Source organism: Candidimonas nitroreducens (assembly GCF_002209565.1).
GTDB lineage: Bacteria > Pseudomonadota > Gammaproteobacteria > Burkholderiales > Burkholderiaceae_B > Candidimonas > Candidimonas nitroreducens.
Genome location: NZ_NJIH01000007.1, coordinates 397883 through 415185, shown reverse-complemented (window position 1 = coordinate 415185; position 17303 = coordinate 397883). Strand labels below are relative to the sequence as shown.

Sequence of the window (17303 nt, the reverse complement as noted above, 5' to 3'; positions counted from 1 at the left end):
TGTTTTATAACCCCGTTCGCATACATTCCACATTGGGGTACTTAGCCCCCGACGCCTATGAGCAAGTAGAAGCCCAAAAAACTCGCTTTAAACTGTCTACTAAAACTTGACCACAACAAACAGTGCTTCCCTTGCCTCCCCCAAAACGCCCTACGGTGGCGGCGGGCTCGGACGAGCCGGCCTGGCCCTGCCGCCCGCGACGCTAGATGGTGGCGCGGTTAGGGAAGGTGCTGGTGGTGCCTGTTCGTGGCCTCCGAAGCGCCTTGCGGTGCTGGTGGGCTTGGGCGAAGCTGCCTGGCTCTGCCACCCGCGACGTTAGAGCTCAAATGTTTATGGATTTTCCGTGATACTTGTCTGGAGCAGTGCCTCGAAAGGTGTAAAGGCCTGAACTGAAAGTGCTCGAGCCGGGACGAGGCTGTCCCGGCTTGAGCAGGATCAGCGCTTGTCGTCCGAGTGGATGTCCAGGGCTTCCAGGAAGCGGGACACCATGTTGTAGGCGCCGATGGTGGCGGTGAGTTCCACCATTTGCTTGGCGTCGAAATACGATTTGACGGCGCCGGCCACCTCGGCGGGAACTTGTATTTGGCGCGTCATGGCGTCGGTGTAGGCCAGTACCGCGCGTTCCCGGTCGCTGAACAGGGACGATTCGTTCCAGTTGTCGAGGGCGTCGAGCTGGGCCTGAGTCATGCCTTCTTTCAGGGCGATGGGGCCGTGCTGATCCGCTTCGTAGGGGGCGCCATTGAGCACGGCGACGCGCATGATCACCATTTCGCGCAGGGCGCCGGGCAGCGAGCTGCGCTGGCGGATGGCGGTCAGGTAGCCCAGCCAGCCGCGGGCGATTTCGGGGCTGTGCAGCAGCATCTGGTACAGATGCAGCACGCTGCCGCGTTCGGCGACGATCTGGTCTACCAGGGGTTTTGCGTCGGGGTGGGTAAGGTCGGCGTAGGGCAGGCGTGCCATGTCATTCCTTGCGGTTACGGGCTTGCAGCCCAGGTTGGATTTGTCTTGGTGGTTATATTAGGCCGTATCGGGTGGCTGTTCACGCTGCCAGAGCACGTCTGCGCCGCCTTGCTCCCGGTTCAGGGTGCGTGCCAGTACGAAGCACAGGTCGGAGAGGCGATTCAGGTATTGCCTTGGAGCGTCGCGTACCGGCTCGGCGCGGCCCAGGGCAACGACCGCGCGCTCGGCGCGCCGGCAGATGCTGCGCGCCATGTGGGCCAGCGCCGCGGCACGCGAGCCGCCGGGCAGGATGAATTCGCGCAGGGGCGGCAGCTTGCCGTTGTAGCGGGCCAGCGCCTCGTCCAGCGCCTGCACGTGCCGGGCCTGCAGCACCTCGTGCCCGGGAATACACAGTTCCGCGCCCAGGTCGAACAAGTCGTTCTGGATGCGGCCAAGCAGGGTGTCCACGGCCGGCGGCAGGGCTTCGGTGCGCCATAGCCCGATGGCGCTGTTCAGCTCGTCGACCTCGCCCAGCGCGGCGATGCGTGGCGCATCCTTGCCTACGCGGCTGCCGTCGCCCAGGCTGGTGTTACCCGAATCGCCGGCGCGGGTGGCGATCACCGAAAGCCGGTTGGCCATGGTTGGTGTCCTGTCTGGTTGATCTGTGGGCTCAAGTTCGGTGCATGTACTGCCCGTACAGCATTGCAAACCCTCGCGACGGCCATTAGCGCTGCGGGGATTCGGCCAGCCGCCGCAGCGGCTCGCCGGTCAGGCGCACGATGCGCCAGTCGGGCAGCACACTGGCGCCATGGCTTTCATAGAAATCGATGGCATTGCGGTTCCAGTCCAGCACGCTCCATTCGAAGCGGCCGCAGTCCAGCTCCAGAGCCAGGCGCGCCAGGTGCCGCAGCACCATGCGTCCTATGCCGCGGCCGCGGTGCGCGGCCTGCACATAGATGTCTTCCAGGTACAGCCCGCGCTTGTCGAGGAAGCTTGAATAATTGTGGAACCACAGCACATAGGCGACGATGTGGCCGGGCTGGCCCTCGGGGTGCGCCACCAGGGTATGCGCCGCGGGCTGTGCGCCGAACAGGTTCTGGCGGAGGCTGGTTTCGGTGGCGTGGAAGATATCGGTCAGGTTCTCGAACTCGGCCATCTCCCGCATCAGCGCATGAATCTGCGCCGCATCTTGTGCGTGTGCTTGTCTAAGTTCGTAGCCTTGCGTATCCACCTGTCGTCGCTCCCGCTATTTACTGATGCGCGTGACCACATACTGTCCACCCTTGCGCGTGGCAGTGAAGCTGACCTTGTCGCCAGGGCGGATGTTTTTCAGCAGCGCAGGGTCGATGTGGTACACCAGTGTCATGGCCGGCAGCTGCAGGTCGGAAATCGCGCCCTGCTTGATCGTGATCTTGCCCGCCGCGGCATCGATGCGCCGCACCTCGCCCGAGCCCGATGCTTCTTGGGCCGGCGCCGTTGCCGCGTGGACGGCCGGCGCAGCGGCCAGAACGGCGGCCAGCACGCCCATCCATGCCTGATTGGATGTGTTCATATCAGAATCCCGTGGCGCCGGCCTGGCCGGCGCACTGCGATTGTCAATTGCCCTTGTACCTTTCTTGTATCCTGAAAGAATACAGCATAGCCATCTGCGGGGCATCCCGCCCGCATCTGCCAGCCGGCTTCGCGTAGTTGCTCGCAAAGAGGCGGACGACGGCGCAGGCCGAGAATCTGCGGTGGGCCTGCGGCTTGCCGCAGCTCAGTTACGAACGGCTACAACACATAGCGTGCCAGATCCTGGCTCGCAGCCGCTTCCTCGAGCTGGCGGTTGACGTATTCCGCGTCTATGGTCACCGTCTGCCCACTGCTGGCGGTGGCGTCGAAGGACAAGTCTTCCAGCAGCTTTTCCATTACCGTATACAGGCGCCGCGCGCCGATATTCTCGGTGCGCTCATTGACCTCGAAGGCCAGCTCGGCCAGGCGCTTCACACCCTCGTCGGTGAAGTCCAGCATGACGCCCTCGGTGGCGAGCAGCGCGCTGTACTGTTTGGTCAGCGAAGAATCGGTCTCGCACAGGATGCGCACGAAATCTTCCGCCGACAGCGAATCCAGCTCCACGCGAATCGGAAAGCGCCCCTGCAGCTCGGGTATCAGGTCGGACGGCCGCGACAGATGGAACGCGCCCGAGGCAATGAAAAGAATATGGTCGGTGCGCACCACACCGTACTTGGTGCTGACCGTGGTGCCTTCGACCAGCGGCAGCAAGTCGCGCTGCACGCCCTGGCGCGACACATCGCCGCCGCCGTGTTCCTGGCGCGTGGCGATCTTGTCGATCTCGTCCAGGAACACAATGCCATTCTGTTCGGCATTCGTCACGGCAGTGGTGCGCAAGTCTTCTTCATTGATACGACGCGAGGCCTCTTCCTCGACCAGCAGCTTGAACGCTTCCTTCACCGACATCTTGCGGGCCTTCTTCTTGTCGCGGCCCAGCCCGGCGAACATGCCCTTGAGCTGCTCGGTCATTTCTTCCATGCCCGGAGGCGCCATGATCTCCATCTGCGGCGCCATCTGGGCGACCTCGATCTCGATTTCCATCGCGTCCAGCTTGCCCTCGCGCAGCCGCTTGCGGAAAGTCTGGCGCGCATTGTTTTCTTCGCGCTGCGGCTGGCCCTGGGCATCGCGCGCCGGCGACACCAGCACGTCCAGGATACGGTCTTCGGCCGCGTCCTCGGCCTGCGTGCGCACCCGGCGCATCTCGACGTCGCGGGTCTGCTTGATGGAAATTTCCACCAGATCGCGGATGATGGTGTCCACATCGCGGCCCACATAGCCCACTTCCGTGAACTTGGTGGCCTCGATCTTGATGAACGGCGCATTCGCCAGCCGCGCCAGCCGCCGCGCGATCTCGGTCTTGCCCACGCCCGTGGGCCCGATCATCAGGATGTTCTTGGGCAGAATCTCGTGGCGCAGCGGCTCGGGCACCTGCTGGCGGCGCCAGCGGTTGCGCAGCGCCACCGCCACAGAGCGCTTGGCGCGGTTCTGCCCGACGATGTTCTTGTCGAGTTCGGAGACGATTTCCCCGGGAGTCATGGTAGTTGCAGACATGGTGCGGAACCTGTGTATTTCGGCGCGTTGAAGAGTTCAGCGCTTCAAAGAGTTTCGATGGTGTGGTTCTGGTTGGTGTAGATACACAGATCGCCGGCGATCTCCAGAGACTTCTTGACGATGTCGGCTGGGGCCATTTCCGTGTTCTGCAGCAGCGCCAGCGCGGCTGACTGCGCGTAGGCCCCGCCCGAGCCTATGGCTGCCATGCCGTGCTCGGGCTCCAGCACATCGCCGTTGCCGGTCAGTACCAGAGTGTGTTCGTGGTCGGCCACGATCAGCATGGCCTCCAGCCGCCGCAGCACCCGGTCGGTGCGCCAGTCGCGCGTCAGTTCGACCGCCGCGCGCATCAAGTGCCCCTGGTGCTTTTCCAGCTTGGCCTCGAAGCGTTCCTGCAGCGTGAAGGCATCGGCCGTGGCGCCCGCGAAGCCCGCGAGCACCTTGTCATGATAGAGCTTGCGGATCTTGCGCGCAGTGCCCTTGACGACAATATTGCCCAGCGTAACCTGGCCGTCGCCCCCCAGGGCAACCTCGTTGCCGCGGCGCACGCAAATAATGGTGGTGGCGTGAAATTGTTCCATGGAATCCTTCCTGTGAAAGGACTACATGGGGGCGCTTGCCCCGAATTCAAGGGGCCACGCGAATTTCCGCAGGCGGAATACAAGAGAAAGAAGGAGCAAACCCACCCAGGCCACCATCCAGTGCCGTGGGCGCCAGGGCCAGGTCGGCCCGTCCAAGCCCACCGCCGCTACAGCCACTCACTTCAAAAAGCCGCGGGCAGGTATTACCGGCAGCTTCCGTAACCACGCCAGCGTTCAGCGCCGCAAGCGGCAGCGCCAGGCAGCACCAGGCGGCTTCGCCCGAGCCCACCAGCACCACCGCAAGGCGCTTCGGAATCCACGAACAGGCACCACCGGCACCTTCCCTAACCACGCCACCATCTAGCGCCGCGGGCGGCAGGGCCACGCCGGCTCGTCCGAGCCCGCCGCCACCGTAGGGCGTTTTGGGGGAGGCAAGGGAAGCACTGTTCGAGCAACAAGGGTGCGGCCAGTCCGGGGGACTGGCCGCGTTGCGAGTTTGCTGACCGCCCCCAAAACGTCCGGAGGTCAAGGGCAGTGCCGGCGCAGCCGGCACCGGGCGAGCGAGCCGGCGTGGCCCTGCCGCCCGCGGCGCGGGTCAAGAACCCAAAGCACGAGTCCTAAAGCAACAACCCCTACGCCCAGAGACCCCAAGACCGCAGCCCTGGGGAAAGACCATTCAGAAAGAAAGAGCCGCAAGAAACCAACCAGGCAATCAATCCCCGTACAGCTTCTGCCGCATCTCGCGCCGTTCCTGCGCCTCCAGCGACAGCGTCGCCGTCGGCCGCGCCAGCAGGCGCGGCAGCCCGATGGGCTCGCCAGTTTCCTCGCACCACCCGTATTCGCCCGTATCGATGCGGGCAATCGACTGCTGCACCTTCTTCAACAACTTGCGCTCGCGGTCGCGCGTGCGCAGCTCCAGCGCATGCTCTTCCTCGATGGTGGCGCGATCAGCGGGATCCGGCACGAACTGGGTTTCACGCAGATTCTCCGTAGTCGCGCCGGCATTATTGATGATGTCTTGCTCCAACTGCTTCAGGCGGTCGCGGAAAAACGCCAGCTGCGCCTCATTCATGTAGTCGGACTCGGGCATCGCCAACAGTTCCTCTTCCGTCATGATGGAATGGTGGACGGCTGTGGCTGCAGATTTGCTTGCCATGATGTACCCCTTTTATCTATCTAATAGTGCTTTGGCTCTCGCGACCCTTTGCTGCAGTCTCCGCGTAAAAATGGTCACGCCGCCAGGCATTGTTCCAAGCCCCGGGTGAAAATCTCCTCGGGGAGCTTCTTGCCAATAAATACCATCTTGGTATTGGGTTTCTCGTTCGACATCCACGGCTTGCCCGGTTCCGCGCCCATCATCATGTGCACACCCTGGAACAGCATACGCCGATTGATCCCTTTCAGGTACAGCACGCCCTTGTAGCGCAGCAGGTCGGGCCCATAGACCTGCACAATGCCGCTGAGGAATTCCTCGAGGCGCTCCGGATCGAACGCCTTGTTCGAACGGAACACGAACGCACCTATGCTGTCGTCGTGGTGCGCATGATGATGATCATGATGCGCATGCCCGCAATGCTCGCCGCACTCTTCATCGTGCTCGTGCTCGTGCTCGTGTTCATGGCCATGCCCATGATCATGGTCGTGGCCATGATGGTGCTCGTGGTCGTGCGCCGCATCCGGGTGCTCGGCCGCCAGGAATTCCGGGTCGATGTCCAGAATCGTATTCAGATTGAAGCCGCTGACATCCAGCAGATTCTTGATGTCGGCCTCGCCGAAATGCACCGGCGTGATCGGTGCGCGCGGATTCATGTGCACCAGGCGCGAACGCAGTGCCTGATAATCGGCCTCGTTCACCAGGTCTTTCTTCGAAACCAGGATGCGATCTGCAAAGCCCACCTGCTTCTGCGCTTCTTCCTGGCGGTCGAGCGTTTCCATGCCGTGCTTGGCGTCGACCACCGTAATGACGGCGTCCAGCCGATAGTACTCGGCGATCTCGTCGTCCATGAAAAAAGTCTGGCAGACCGGGCCCGGGTTCGCCATGCCCGTGGTTTCGATCACCACGCGCTCGAAAGACAGCGCGCCGGCCTCGCGCTTGGCGCGCAGGTCAAGCAGCGCACGCATCAAATCGCCGCGTATCGTGCAGCACACACAACCGTTGCTCAGCTCGACGATCTGCTCTTCGCGTTCCTGCACCAGCAGTTCATGGTCGATATTCTCGGGCCCGAACTCATTTTCGATCACGGCAATGCGCTGGCCGTGCTCCTCGTTCAGGATACGTTTGAGCAGGGTAGTCTTGCCTGCGCCGAGAAAACCGGTAAGTACTGTGACCGGCACCATCTTGTCTACGACTGTAGCGGCTTGCATTATGGGCCTCGCTGGTCGCGGGTCAAAAGAGAAGACGCTCGGGCAGTGGCGCTACGATTTTGCACCGCGAAAGAAAAAATTCAACGTGCGATTACAGCACAGCACGCGTTTTAGAGCAAACACAACTGGAATTGCTTACATTATTCCGGTATATGGCCGATTGTGCCCGACATATGGCCGACTGTGTCCGTAGGCGCGGGCAACAGGCCCGCGGGCACGCAGTATTCAGTGCGGATGGCGGTGCGCCAGCGGGTGCTGCTGGCCGCTGCAGTTGCCGCACAGCGCCTGCAGCTCGGTCTCGTGCCCGGCCAGCACGAAACCCGCCCCGGCCACCCTGCGCGCCAATTCTCGGCTGAGTTCCGGGTCGCTGAGTTCCGCCACCGCGCCGCAGCGCGTGCAAACCACTAGCAGATCGTGCGGCTCGCCCGCCGCGTCCAGGCAGGCCGCCCAGGCATTGACGGCGTCCAGCCTGTGGATCAGCCCTTCCTCGACCAGGAAATCCAGCGCGCGGTAGACCGTGGGCGGCGCGGCCCCGGCCTGCTCGCGGCGGATTTCGTCCAGCAGTTCGTAGGCCTTCAGGCTGCGCTGCCTGCGCAACAAGATCTCCAGTACCTTGCGGCGGATCGGCGTCAGGCGCTTGCCGCGCTGCAGGCACAGCGTTTCGGCCGTGTCGAGCTGCTGCGCGACTGCAAAGGGCGGCAATGGTTCGTGGGACATGGCGTTGAATGCTTGCGGCCCTGGCGCGGCCGGCCGGATTCCGTCCTTTCAAGCTAATGTTAGAATGGTTATGTTATAACATAACGGCCTGCCATAACCAAACCTCACCCGCGCCGCTACACCCCATGCCGCACCCCACCGTACCCGATCGTCCGGCCCGCAAACGCTCCGGATCCACGCTGCTTGCGTCCTGCGGCGCGCGCGTGGCGCGCGTAGCGCTGGTGGTTGTCGCCATGTGGGCGCTGACCGGCTGGGCGATGGGCTGGCTGGCATTCTGAAACCATGGACGCGGCGGCCATCGAACTGGATCAGGTCAGCCTAGGCTGGCGCGACCGCGTGGCCGTGCGCGACGTCAGCGGCGCCTTCGGGCGCGGCACGCTTACCGCCATCGTCGGCCCCAATGGCGCGGGCAAATCGACCCTGCTCAAGGGCATCATGGGAGTGCTCAACCCGCTGCGCGGCGAAATCCGCCTGGCCGGCGACCCGGGCCGCGACATGGCATGCCTGCCGCAGTCGGGTGAACTGGATCGCAGCTTTCCCATCAGCACCTTCGACCTGGTGGCCATGGGCGCCTGGCGCCGTGTCGGCGCCTGGAAGGGCTTCGGCGCCGCCGAGCGCGAACGGGTCTGGCAGGCCCTCGATACCGTGGGCCTGGCCGACTTCGCTGCGCGCATCGTCGGCACCCTGTCCGGCGGCCAGCTGCAGCGCGCCCTGTTCGCCCGCCTGCTGCTGCAGGACGCCCATACCCTGCTGCTGGACGAACCCTTCGCCGCCGTCGACCGCGCCACCACCGAGGATCTGATGGCCCTGCTGCGCCGCTGGCACCAAGAGGGCCGCACCGTGATCGCCGTACTGCACGATCTCGACATGGTGCGCGAAATGTTCCCCCGGACGCTGCTGATGGCCGGCCAGGCCGTGGCCTGGGGGCCTACGGCCGAGGTTCTCACGCCCGAAAACCTGCACTTGGCGCGGCACCTGTGCGCGGGAGACTACCGGTGAGCTGGCTCTACCACCTGCTGATCGAGCCGTTCCTGCACTATGGCTTCATGGGCAGGGCGCTGGCCGGTTCTTTCGCCCTGGCCTTTGCCGCGGGCCCGCTGGGCGTGTTCCTGGTGCTGCGGCGCATGAGCCTGATGGGCGACGCCATGGCCCATGCCATTTTGCCGGGCGTGGCGGTGGGCTTTCTTACCGCCGGGCTGTCGCTCAGCGCCATGACCATCGGCGGCCTGGTGACCGGGCTGGTGGTGGCCCTGCTGGCCGGCGCCGTGGCGCGCCTGACCCCCTTGCGCGAAGACGCCAGCTTCGCGGCCTTTTACCTGGTGTCGCTGGGCCTGGGCGTGCTGCTGGTATCGCTGCGCGGCTCCAATATGGATCTGATCCATGTGTTGTTCGGTACCGTGCTGGGGCTGGACGACGCCTCGCTGCTGCTGGTGACGGCCACCAGCAGCGTCACGCTGCTGGTCATGGCGGTGATTTTCCGGCCGCTGGTCGTAGAGTGCCTGGATCCGGGCTTTCTGCGCGCGCAGCGCGGTGCGGGTTCGCTCAGCCACATGGTGTTCCTGGTATTGCTGGTGCTGACGCTGGTGGCGGGGTTCCAGGTGCTGGGCACCCTGATGGTGGTGGGCATCATGATGCTGCCGGCCACGGCCGCGCGTTTCTGGGCGCGCAGCGCCGGCCGCCAGATGGTTTTGGCCGGCCTGATCGGCAGCGCCGCTTCGTTTTTCGGCTTGCTGATTTCGTACCACGCGGACGTGCCCGCTTCTCCGGCTATTATCCTGTCGGCCGGCGCGGTCTATTTCCTGTCGGTGGCGCTGGGCCCGTACGGCGGGCTGCTGCAGGCGGCACGCCAGGCGCGCGCGCGGCGCCGGCGCCTGGCCGAGATCGTGGGCTGAGGCGCCCGTCATGCGCATGATGGCGCGCGTGCCGGCCGCAGCAGCCCATATGGCCTATGTACATATTATTGACACTGGCATATATATTTCACACAGCCTTGATACTCCTGATTACCAATACGCTTATGTGTTCGAGTGGAATCTTTGATCGGGCGGCTCGCCTGCACAGCACGGAGAAGTCTATGTTGAGGAAATGGGTAGGGGACATGTGCGCGGATGTGCGCGGCCGCAGCGGCCGCATGCTGGCGGTGCTGGCAGGGGCCATGCTCTTGTCGGCCGCGGTGCCGGCAGCGGCTGCCGACCCCGCGCCGGGCGGCGCGCCGCTGCGGGTCGTGGCCAGCTTTTCCGTGCTGGGCGACATGGTGCAGCAGATCGGCGGCGATCATATCGCCCTTACGACCATCGTCGGGCCCAACGGCGACGTGCACGATTTCGAGCCCAGCCCCAAGGATTCCAAGGCCCTGGCCCACGCGCAGCTGCTGGTGGTCAACGGCCTGGGATTCGAAACCTGGATGCCGCGCCTGGTGCAGGCCTCGGGGTTCAAGGGTCTTGAAGTGGTAGCCACGCGCGGCATCACGCCGCGCCGCCTGAGCGCCGGCGAGCAGGCCCTGGAGCGGGCCGAAGAGCGCCATGCCAGGCACGGCCACGAACGGCAGCGGGCGCCGACCGATATCGACCCGCACGCTTGGCAAAGCCTGAGCAATGGCCTGATATACGTGCAGAACATCACCGCCGGCCTGATCAAGGCCGACCCCGCGCACGCGGCCGACTATCAGTCGCACGCCAATATGTACATCGCCCAGATCAAGGCGCTGGATGCCAAGCTCAAGCAGGCGCTGGCCGCGATTCCCGAGGCGCGGCGCAAGGTCGTGACCTCGCACGACGCCTTCGGCTATTTCGGGCTGGCCTACGGCGTGCAGTTCATTGCGGCCACCGGTATTTCCAACGAGGCCGAACCCTCAGCCAAGGAAATGGCCAGGCTCATAGACCAGATCAAGAAGCAGCACGTGCCCGCGGTGTTTCTCGAGAACGTCACCAACCCGAAGCTGATCCAGCAGATCGCGCGGGAAACCGGCGCCAAGATGGGCGGCGAGCTGTATTCGGACGCGCTGGCCGCGCCGGATCAGCCCGCCGGCACCTATCTCGGCATGTTCGAATGGAATGCCGGCAAGCTGATCTACGCCCTGGATCCGAAGCAGCATTGATACGGATTCGCGCTCGGAAAGGGCGGCGCGGCGCCTTCAGCGCTTGCGCGTGGCGCGCGGGTGCGCCTGGTCGTACACCTTGGCCAGGTGCTGGTAGTCCAGGCGGGTATAGATCTGCGTCGTGGAAATGTTCGCGTGCCCCAGCATGTCCTGCACGGCGCGCAGGTCTTGCGCCGATTGCAGCATGTGGCTGGCGAAGCTGTGGCGCAGTATGTGCGGATGCACGTGCACCGGCAGCCCGGCCCGCAGAGCGAGCTTGTCGAGCTGCAGCTGCACCACCCGCGGCGCAATGCGCCGGCCGCGCGTGCCCACGAACAGCGCCGCGGCGTCGGCGCTGGACGCGCCCTCAGCCTGCGCCAGTTGCGCGCGCACTTCCAGCCAGCGGCGTATTGCAACGACCGCCTTGCCGCCCAGCGGCACGCTGCGGGTCTTGCCGCCCTTGCCCTTGACCACGGCCTCTTTTTCGTCGAGCTGGATCCAGCTCTGTGACTCGTAGCCGCCTTCGCGCGTATAGCGCCAGTCCAGGCCGACCAGCTCGGCCAGGCGCAGGCCGCTGGAATAAAGGATTTCGAACATGGCCTGGTCGCGGCATTGCACTGGGGTGTCGGCGGCGGGCAGGCCGGGATGATCCAGCAGCACCTGGGCCTGTTCGACCGACAGGGCCTTGGGCAGGCTGCGAGCAATTTTGGGTGCGCGCACGCCTGCGGCCGGGTTGCCGCCCAGGCCGGCCTGCGGCGCCCACCATTGATAGAAGCCGCGCCAGGCCGCCAGCGCGCGCGCCAGGCTGCGCGGTTTCAGTCCCTGTGCGTGCAGCCTGGCGATCGAGCTGCGGATGTGGCTTTCGCCCATGCGTTCCAGGGGGGTGGCGGGCTGGCAGTCCAGCAGCAGGCGCAGGTCGCGGCGGTAGCCCGCGACCGTATGGGCGGAATAGCGGCGGTTGGCCTGCAGGTGCTGCAGCCATTGTTCCATGGAAGCGGGCAGCGCCGCGGCGTCGCCGCGCGCTGGCGTCTTGGCGGAGTGCGGGCGGGTTTGCGGCATGGCGGCTGGCTCTGGCGGGCGCTTGGGCTGGTGTCTGGGTTGGCGTCTTGTCGGGTGCCTGGGTCGGTGTCGTGCTTGGTCAGCCCTTCTGCCGTGCTCGACCCCTATGCTGGAATATGGGCCGAACAGTACGCAAACGGTGCACCAGGCAGGACGGCATATGTCAGGCCGCGGCGCGCAGGCGGCTAAGCGCCGCGCCGGCCAGTTCGCCGAGCGTATCCAGGAAGGCCGTGCCCATGTCCTCGGTGAAGCGGTGGGCGTCGTCCGAGCCCAGCACCAGCAGTCCGAAGGGCGTCTGCGACCCGGGCGCGCGCAGCGCCACGATGGCCAGCGAGGCGGGTGGCGCAGCCAGCCAGGATGCCACCTGCTGGCCGCGCAGCGGGCCGCAATAGGGCTGGGCCAGTGCGGCGGCGAAATCTTTGACCAGATTGTCGACCCCTTGGGTGTAGTCGCCTTCGCCCAGGCCGGGCACGTCCCACAGGCGCAGGGCGATGCCGGGCAGTTCGAACAGGCTGCCCAGGCTCTGCACCACATGGCTGGGCAGCAGCGCCGCGTCGCGCTCGGCCAGCATGCGTGCGCACCAGGCGTGCAGCGACTTGCTGATTTTTTCGTTGGCCGCCGCGTTGTGCACCAGGGTGGACAGCCTCCATTCCAGGTCTTTGGCCTTGTTGCGCAAGGTCAGGATCTGCCGCTCGCCCAGCGAAATGGCGCGCGCCTCGTGGGGGTGGGGCACGCGCAGGCCGGCGAACACATCGGCATGTTCCTGCAGGAAATCGGGGTTCTCTTGCAGGAACAGGGCGATATCTGCCGCGGAAATGCTGTCGGTGTTCATGGTTGGGCGGGCTCCTTGGAGTTGAATGAGGCGGTCAGGGCGTCGATGTCGACTTGGCCCTGGAATACGGTGACGGCAGGGCCCTGCATGCGCAGGTGCCGGCCGTCCCAGGCCACGGTCAGCAGGCCGCCGCGGGCATGGATCCGTACCGGGCTGTCGAGCAGGCCGCGGCGGATGCCGGCGGCCACCGCGGCGCAGGCGCCGGTGCCGCAGGCCAGCGTCTCGCCGGCGCCGCGCTCATAGACGCGCAGCCTGATCTCGTTGCGGTTCAGCACCTGCATGTAGCCGGCGTTGACGCGCTGCGCGAAGCGCGGATGGGATTCGATCAGCGGGCCCTGCGTGGCCACCGGCGCGGCGTCGACGTCGTCGACCACCTGCACCGCGTGCGGATTGGAGATGGCGACCAGGGAAAGCTCGGGGCTGGATCCGTCGGCCAGGGGCAGCGTCCACAGCGTGTCGTCGTGGCAGGGGCGCGAAGCCAGGCCTTGCGTGTCGAAGGGCAGCGCCTCGGGTTCGAAGCGGGTCTGGCCCATGTCCACCCGCACCTCGCCGTCTGCGCCCTGGTCGAGCACCAGCAGGCCGGTGGCGATCTCGGCCCTCAGGGGATTGCGTCCGGACAGCCGCTGCTCGTGCACGAAGCGCACGAAGCAGCGCGCGCCGTTGCCGCAGTGCTCGACCTCGCTGCCGTCGCAATTGAAGATGCGGTAGCGGAAATCGGCTTCGGGGTGGCTGGGGGCCTCGACCAGCAGGATCTGGTCGGCGCCTATGCCGAAATGGCGGTCGCCCAGCGCGCGGGCGCGTTCGGGCGTCATTTCGATGTGCTGGCGCACGCCGTCGAGTACGACGAAGTCGTTGCCGGCGCCCTGCATTTTCGTGAAATTCCAGATCATGTCCGCGATTATCGCTTAATTCGGAGCCCCATAGCCCCCTGTGGCCCGCTGCGGCACAGGCTGCTGCAAGGTGGCTGGCGCCGCCGGCGCGGCAATTCGCAAGTCAATAGAATTTCTTGTCGCTTTGCTGCGGCCGGGTCTTGAAGCGCCGGTGCACCCAGTAATACTGCGCGGGATCGCTCCGCACCCATTGCTCCAGCAGCTCGTTGATGCGCCGCGTGGCCTGCTGCGGGTCGTCGTCGCCCGGGAAGTCGTCCAGCGGCGCCAGCACGTCCACGCTGTAGCGCCCGCTGGCTTCGTCCAGCCGGCTGACGATGGGCACCACCGCGGCGTCCCAGGCGCGGGCGATCTGGGCGGTGGCCGGTATGGTGGCGGCGGGTATGCCGAAGAAGGGCACGAATATCGCGCCCTGGCGGCCGAAGTCCATGTCGGGCAGGTAATAGATGGGCACGCCCTGGCGCAACTGGCGGATCAGGCCGCGCACGCCGTCGCGGCGGCTGAGCAGCCGTACGTCGTTGAAGCGGGCCCGGCCGTCGCGCACTATGCGATCCACGTCCGGGTCGCTTTGCGGTGTGTACAGCGTGGCCGCGCGTTCGAGGAATTCCGTCAGGCGCGTGGCGGCCGCGTCCAGGGCGATGAAGTGCGGCGCCAGCATCAGGATGGGCCGCTTGGCGGCCAGCAGGCGTTCCAGGTGTTCCAGTCCGCGGATGTCGATGGCGGCGGTGATGTCTTCGACGCTGCCGAACCACAGCAGGCCGCGGTCGACTACGGATTGCGCCAGCAGCCGGAAGTGCCGCCGCAGCCAGGCCTCGCGCTCGTCCTCGCTGTGTTCGGGAAAGCACAGCCGCAGATTGGTGCGCACGACGTGCGCGCGCGACTTCAGCAGGCGCGGGGCCAGCCAGCCCAGGGCGCGGCCCCAGCGCAGCCGGCTGGCGGTGCCGCAGTGGCCGAAATGGGTAAAGACCGCCCGCAGCAGGCGCAGCTTGATCGAACTCATGCTTCTTGTGATTCCGGTTCGGGGGGAGGCGGCGCGCCCTTGGGCACCTTGTAGCGGTTGTAGCTCCACAGGTATTGCTGCGGAAAGCGCCGGATCAGGGCCTCCATGTGGTGATTCAACAGCGCCGCCTGCGCCGCCGCGTCGGCCGGCAGCGGCTCGGGCAGGCGCAGGCAGTGGATGCGCCAGCCGCGGCCGCGCGGCAGGCGCTCTGCTGCGCCCAGTATCACTGGCACGCCGGTCTGCGTGGCGAGCTTGCCGGCCAGCGTCATGGTGTAGGCGGGCCTGCCGAAAAACGGTGCCCAGACGCCCTCGCCGCTGCCCGGCGCCTGGTCGGGCAGCAGGCCCACCGATTCGCCGCGGCGCAGGGCGCGCACGAACTCGCGCACCCCCTGCATGGTGGCGGGCACGGCGCGCAGGCCCGACAGATTGCGCACGGCCTCCATGGCCGGGGCCAGGAAGGCGGCGCGCGGCGGACGGAACATGACCGTGATCGGGCCGTAGCGCATGACGTGGCGCGCGGTGATCTCGAAGCAGCCCAGGTGCGGGGTCAGGTACAGCACACCGCGGCCCTCGGCCACGGCGGCCTGCACCACCGCGTCGTCGGCGACGATGCGCTGCGCGCATTGCCGCGGGCGCAGCCAGACCTTGGGCATTTCCATGATCATGGCGCCGGTCTCGGCCGCCGCGCGGCGCGCGAAGGCCGGCTGCGGGTAGCCCGCCTGCGCGGCGTTGGCCCGCAGCCGGCGGCGATAGCGGCCCGGCATGGCGTAGACCAGCCGGCCCGCCAGGCGGCCCAGGCAGTGCAGCACGGGTAGCGGCAGGGCAGCCAGCAGGCGTAGCGCAAACAGCAGCATGTAACGGCAATAACCCTTTTGAAATCAATGGAAAGATACGTCGAGCCGTATTTTCGCTTAAAATGGCATGGATCGCCGAGTTAACCGACAACTTGCGGGGCGATGGCCGTGGCGGCGTGCCGCTGCGGTATAAATACCGCTAAAGCGTCGCGCCCCGTTTCCCATGCTATACGCTATCCGAGGTGCAACGCATTCCGTTCAACCTCAGGGCTGTCCTGCAGCCTTCCACAGGAACGCATAGACGTGGCAAATACAGATTTCCTCTTCACTTCCGAATCGGTTTCCGAAGGCCATCCCGACAAGGTCGCCGACCAGATCTCCGATTCCATCCTCGACGCCATCTTCGAACAAGACCCGAAAGCCCGGGTTGCCGCCGAAACGCTGTGCAACACCGGCCTGGTCGTGCTTGCCGGTGAAATCACCACCACCGCCAACGTCGACTACATCCAGGTGGCGCGCGAGACCATCAAGCGCATCGGCTACGACAACACCGATTTCGGCATCGACTACAAGGGCTGCGCGGTGCTGGTGGCCTACGACAAGCAGTCGCCCGACATCGCCCAGGGCGTCGACCGCAGCCCCGAAGAACTGCTCAACCAGGGCGCCGGCGACCAGGGCCTGATGTTCGGCTACGCCTGCGACGAAACCCCAGACCTGATGCCCGCTCCCATCTGGTACGCGCACCGCCTGGTGCAGCGCCAGAGCGAGCTGCGCAAAGACGGCCGCCTGCCCTGGCTGCGGCCCGACGCCAAGTCGCAGGTTACCTTCCGCTACGTCAACGGCAAGCCCGCCGAGGTCGACACCGTGGTGCTGTCCACGCAGCATGCACCCGACGTCTCGCAGGAAACCATCAAGGAAGCCGTGATCGAAGAGATCATCAAGCCCAGCTTCCCCGACGGCCTGCTCACGGCCCAGACCAAATACCTGGTGAACCCCACCGGCGTGTTCGTGATCGGCGGCCCGCAGGGCGATTGCGGCCTGACCGGCCGCAAGATCATCGTCGACACCTACGGCGGCGCCTGCCCGCACGGCGGCGGCGCGTTCTCGGGCAAAGACCCCTCCAAGGTCGACCGTTCGGCCGCCTACGCCGCGCGCTACGTGGCCAAGAACGTGGTGGCGGCCGGGCTGGCGCGCCAGTGCCAGGTGCAGGTCAGCTATGCCATCGGCGTGGCCGAGCCCATCAACATCACGGTCTACACCGAAGGCACGGGCATCATCCCCGACGAGCAAATCGCCCGTCTGGTGCGCGAGCACTTCGACCTGCGTCCGCGCGGCATCATCGAAATGCTCGACCTGCTGCGCCCCATCTACGCCAAGACCGCCGCCTACGGCCACTTCGGCCGCTCCGAGCCCGAGTTCAGCTGGGAAGCCACCGACAAGGCCCAGGCGCTGCGCCAGGCGATCAAGCTGGCGGTATGATGCGCGGTGCCTGCACCCCGTGCACGCGGCCCCCTCGGGGGCGCCGTGTGCGTGGGCGGAGCACGGGCGCATGAGCGACGACCGCGATACCCGGGGCTGCGACGCCGGCGGCCGCCACGGCGACGATGCGCACAGTCTCGCGCCCAGCGACTCGCCCTGCATCGCGGTGTGCTCCACGCTGTACGACGAGGTCTGCCGCGGCTGCGGACGCACCGCCATGGAAGTCGCCAACTGGGTCTTCCTGTCCGATGAGGAAAAGCGCGCCGTGTGGGTGCGCATCCGCGCGCAAGGCTACCCGCGCCGCGGCTAGGGCCGCACCGACTGCGTTACAATCACCGTTTTCCTGAGGAGCGCTGCGACGGGTAGCGCGCCGGCCGCTATGGCCCGCCCACCCGCTAGGCTCAGGAAGCGTTTCTCGATTGAACGGCGCTCATCATTTCCTGCCGGGCCGGCGGAACGGTGAGCCACGATACGTT

At 65.9% G+C, this 17303-nt stretch carries 20 protein-coding genes and 1 riboswitch; of the genes, 6 read left to right on the top strand and 14 right to left on the bottom strand.

The window, feature by feature from the left end; translation table 11 throughout:
• Window positions 1-435: 435 nt before the first annotated feature.
• The 9 genes from CEY11_RS13995 to CEY11_RS13955 all read right to left on the bottom strand — a co-directional run bounded on the left by CEY11_RS13995 (window position 436) and on the right by CEY11_RS13955 (window position 7700).
• On the bottom strand, window positions 436-960 hold the full coding sequence (locus CEY11_RS13995) for a carboxymuconolactone decarboxylase family protein (RefSeq protein WP_088604013.1): 525 nt from the start codon (window positions 958-960) through the stop codon (window positions 436-438).
• Between the two features lie 57 nt (window positions 961-1017).
• Window positions 1018-1578 (bottom strand): cob(I)yrinic acid a,c-diamide adenosyltransferase, encoded by a 561-nt coding sequence (locus tag CEY11_RS13990; protein WP_088604012.1) that lies wholly within the window; start codon window positions 1576-1578, stop codon window positions 1018-1020.
• A gap of 85 nt (window positions 1579-1663) precedes the next feature.
• Complete coding sequence (locus CEY11_RS13985) at window positions 1664-2104, bottom strand: GNAT family N-acetyltransferase (RefSeq protein ID WP_088604011.1); 441 nt, start codon at window positions 2102-2104, stop codon at window positions 1664-1666.
• A gap of 81 nt (window positions 2105-2185) precedes the next feature.
• Window positions 2186-2467 (bottom strand): copper-binding protein, encoded by a 282-nt coding sequence (locus tag CEY11_RS13980; RefSeq protein ID WP_233154879.1) that lies wholly within the window; start codon window positions 2465-2467, stop codon window positions 2186-2188.
• 242 nt (window positions 2468-2709) lie between these two features.
• Window positions 2710-4041 carry an ATP-dependent protease ATPase subunit HslU gene (hslU, locus tag CEY11_RS13975; RefSeq protein WP_088604009.1) on the bottom strand — a complete coding sequence of 444 codons (1332 nt, stop codon included), beginning with the start codon at window positions 4039-4041 and terminating at the stop codon, window positions 2710-2712.
• A gap of 44 nt (window positions 4042-4085) precedes the next feature.
• Entirely contained in the window at window positions 4086-4619 is a 534-nt protein-coding gene (hslV, locus tag CEY11_RS13970) for an ATP-dependent protease subunit HslV (protein WP_088604008.1), read from the bottom strand.
• 712 nt (window positions 4620-5331) lie between these two features.
• Complete coding sequence (gene dksA / locus CEY11_RS13965) at window positions 5332-5775, bottom strand: RNA polymerase-binding protein DksA (RefSeq protein ID WP_233154869.1); 444 nt, start codon at window positions 5773-5775, stop codon at window positions 5332-5334.
• Window positions 5776-5849: 74 nt separating this feature from the next.
• Window positions 5850-6983 carry a CobW family GTP-binding protein gene (locus tag CEY11_RS13960; protein WP_088604006.1) on the bottom strand — a complete coding sequence of 378 codons (1134 nt, stop codon included), beginning with the start codon at window positions 6981-6983 and terminating at the stop codon, window positions 5850-5852.
• A gap of 225 nt (window positions 6984-7208) precedes the next feature.
• Window positions 7209-7700: a Fur family transcriptional regulator gene (locus tag CEY11_RS13955; protein WP_088604005.1), complete on the bottom strand. Its 492-nt coding sequence runs from the start codon at window positions 7698-7700 to the stop codon at window positions 7209-7211.
• A 125-nt stretch (window positions 7701-7825) separates the two neighbouring features.
• Between CEY11_RS13955 and CEY11_RS25395 the strand changes: the two genes are divergently transcribed.
• The 4 genes from CEY11_RS25395 to CEY11_RS13940 all read left to right on the top strand — a co-directional run bounded on the left by CEY11_RS25395 (window position 7826) and on the right by CEY11_RS13940 (window position 10797).
• Window positions 7826-7978: a hypothetical protein gene (locus CEY11_RS25395; protein ID WP_158215319.1), complete on the top strand. Its 153-nt coding sequence runs from the start codon at window positions 7826-7828 to the stop codon at window positions 7976-7978.
• A gap of 4 nt (window positions 7979-7982) precedes the next feature.
• Window positions 7983-8699 (top strand): metal ABC transporter ATP-binding protein, encoded by a 717-nt coding sequence (locus CEY11_RS13950; protein WP_088604004.1) that lies wholly within the window; start codon window positions 7983-7985, stop codon window positions 8697-8699.
• 47 nt (window positions 8700-8746) lie between these two features.
• Window positions 8747-9592 carry a metal ABC transporter permease gene (locus CEY11_RS13945; RefSeq protein WP_088604041.1) on the top strand — a complete coding sequence of 282 codons (846 nt, stop codon included), beginning with the start codon at window positions 8747-8749 and terminating at the stop codon, window positions 9590-9592.
• Window positions 9593-9774: 182 nt separating this feature from the next.
• Window positions 9775-10797 carry a metal ABC transporter substrate-binding protein gene (locus tag CEY11_RS13940; RefSeq protein WP_233154868.1) on the top strand — a complete coding sequence of 341 codons (1023 nt, stop codon included), beginning with the start codon at window positions 9775-9777 and terminating at the stop codon, window positions 10795-10797.
• A 36-nt stretch (window positions 10798-10833) separates the two neighbouring features.
• Here CEY11_RS13940 and xerC read toward each other — a convergent pair whose 3' ends face one another.
• The 5 genes from xerC to CEY11_RS13915 form a co-directional block, all read right to left on the bottom strand.
• Window positions 10834-11835, bottom strand: coding sequence for a tyrosine recombinase XerC (xerC, locus tag CEY11_RS13935; protein WP_088604002.1), 1002 nt, complete (start codon window positions 11833-11835; stop codon window positions 10834-10836).
• A gap of 163 nt (window positions 11836-11998) precedes the next feature.
• On the bottom strand, window positions 11999-12667 hold the full coding sequence (locus CEY11_RS13930; RefSeq protein WP_088604001.1) for a DUF484 family protein: 669 nt from the start codon (window positions 12665-12667) through the stop codon (window positions 11999-12001).
• A complete protein-coding gene (gene dapF / locus CEY11_RS13925; protein WP_088604000.1) occupies window positions 12664-13557 on the bottom strand; it encodes a diaminopimelate epimerase in 894 nt (297 codons plus the stop codon). Before dapF ends, CEY11_RS13930 begins: the two co-directional genes overlap by 4 nt.
• 103 nt (window positions 13558-13660) lie before the next feature.
• Entirely contained in the window at window positions 13661-14554 is an 894-nt protein-coding gene (locus tag CEY11_RS13920; RefSeq protein WP_088603999.1) for a lysophospholipid acyltransferase family protein, read from the bottom strand.
• Entirely contained in the window at window positions 14551-15408 is an 858-nt protein-coding gene (locus CEY11_RS13915) for a lysophospholipid acyltransferase family protein (protein ID WP_088603998.1), read from the bottom strand. Before CEY11_RS13915 ends, CEY11_RS13920 begins: the two co-directional genes overlap by 4 nt.
• Window positions 15409-15651: 243 nt before the next feature.
• Between CEY11_RS13915 and metK the strand changes: the two genes are divergently transcribed.
• Both metK and CEY11_RS13905 read left to right on the top strand, forming a co-directional pair.
• Entirely contained in the window at window positions 15652-16827 is a 1176-nt protein-coding gene (gene metK, locus CEY11_RS13910; RefSeq protein WP_088603997.1) for a methionine adenosyltransferase, read from the top strand.
• A 70-nt stretch (window positions 16828-16897) separates the two neighbouring features.
• Window positions 16898-17137: a DUF1289 domain-containing protein gene (locus CEY11_RS13905; RefSeq protein WP_088603996.1), complete on the top strand. Its 240-nt coding sequence runs from the start codon at window positions 16898-16900 to the stop codon at window positions 17135-17137.
• Window positions 17138-17166: 29 nt separating this feature from the next.
• Window positions 17167-17266: riboswitch (S-adenosyl-L-homocysteine riboswitch) on the top strand.
• Window positions 17267-17303 lie beyond the last annotated feature (37 nt).